Consider the following 1,179-nt stretch of genomic DNA (forward strand, 5'->3'; position numbering starts at 1 on the left):
GATCACTCGACGATGGATGCGACGATGCCGGCGCCGACGGTGCGGCCGCCTTCGCGGATGGCGAAGCGCAGCTTCTCTTCCATCGCGATCGGCACGATCAGCTCGACGTCGACCGTCACGTTGTCGCCCGGCATCACCATTTCCGTGCCTTCCGGCAGCGTCACGATGCCCGTCACGTCCGTCGTGCGGAAGTAGAACTGCGGACGGTAGTTGGTGAAGAACGGCGTATGACGGCCACCCTCTTCCTTCGTCAGGATGTAGGCTTCCGCCTTGAACTTCTTGTGCGGCTTCACAGAACCCGGCTTGCACAGAATCTGGCCGCGCTCGACGCCGTTGCGGTCGACACCACGCAGCAGCGCGCCGATGTTGTCACCGGCCTGGCCCTGATCGAGCAGCTTGCGGAACATCTCGACGCCCGTGCAGGTCGTCTTCGTCGTCGGACGGATGCCGACGATCTCGACTTCCTCACCGACCTTGATGATGCCACGCTCGACGCGGCCCGTCACAACCGTACCGCGGCCCGAGATCGAGAACACGTCTTCGATCGGCATCAGGAACGGCTGGTCGATCGGACGCTCCGGCGTCGGGATGTATGCGTCAACCGCAGCCATCAGCTCGCGGATCGCATCTTCGCCGATCTTCTTGTCGCTGTCTTCAAGCGCAGCAAGCGCCGAACCCTTGATGATCGGGATGTCGTCGCCCGGGAAGTCGTAGGACGACAGAAGTTCGCGAACTTCCAGCTCGACCAGCTCGAGAAGCTCGGCGTCGTCAACCTGGTCGACCTTGTTCAGGAACACAACGATCGCCGGAACGCCGACCTGGCGGGCCAGCAGGATGTGTTCGCGCGTCTGCGGCATCGGGCCGTCGGCAGCCGAAACAACCAGGATCGCGCCGTCCATCTGCGCAGCACCCGTGATCATGTTCTTAACATAGTCGGCGTGGCCGGGGCAGTCGACATGCGCATAGTGCCGCGCAGGCGTCTCGTATTCAACGTGCGCCGTCGAGATCGTGATCCCGCGAGCCTTCTCTTCCGGCGCGGCGTCGATCTGGTCATAAGCCTTGAACTCGCCGAAATACTTCGTAATCGCTGCCGTCAACGACGTCTTACCATGGTCAACGTGACCAATCGTGCCAATGTTGACGTGCGGCTTATTCCGCTCAAACTTGCTCTTTGCCATT

At 61.7% G+C, this 1,179-nt stretch carries 1 protein-coding gene; it reads right to left on the minus strand.

The features are described from left to right. Positions 1-2: 2 nt before the first annotated feature. Positions 3-1,178 (minus strand): elongation factor Tu, encoded by a 1,176-nt coding sequence (gene tuf / locus JL39_RS19425; protein WP_037154426.1) that lies wholly within the window; start codon positions 1,176-1,178, stop codon positions 3-5. Between the last annotated feature and the right edge of the window lies 1 nt (position 1,179).

The sequence above is a fragment of the Rhizobium sp. YS-1r genome (assembly GCF_000757525.1).
Classification (GTDB): domain Bacteria; phylum Pseudomonadota; class Alphaproteobacteria; order Rhizobiales; family Rhizobiaceae; genus Neorhizobium; species Neorhizobium petrolearium.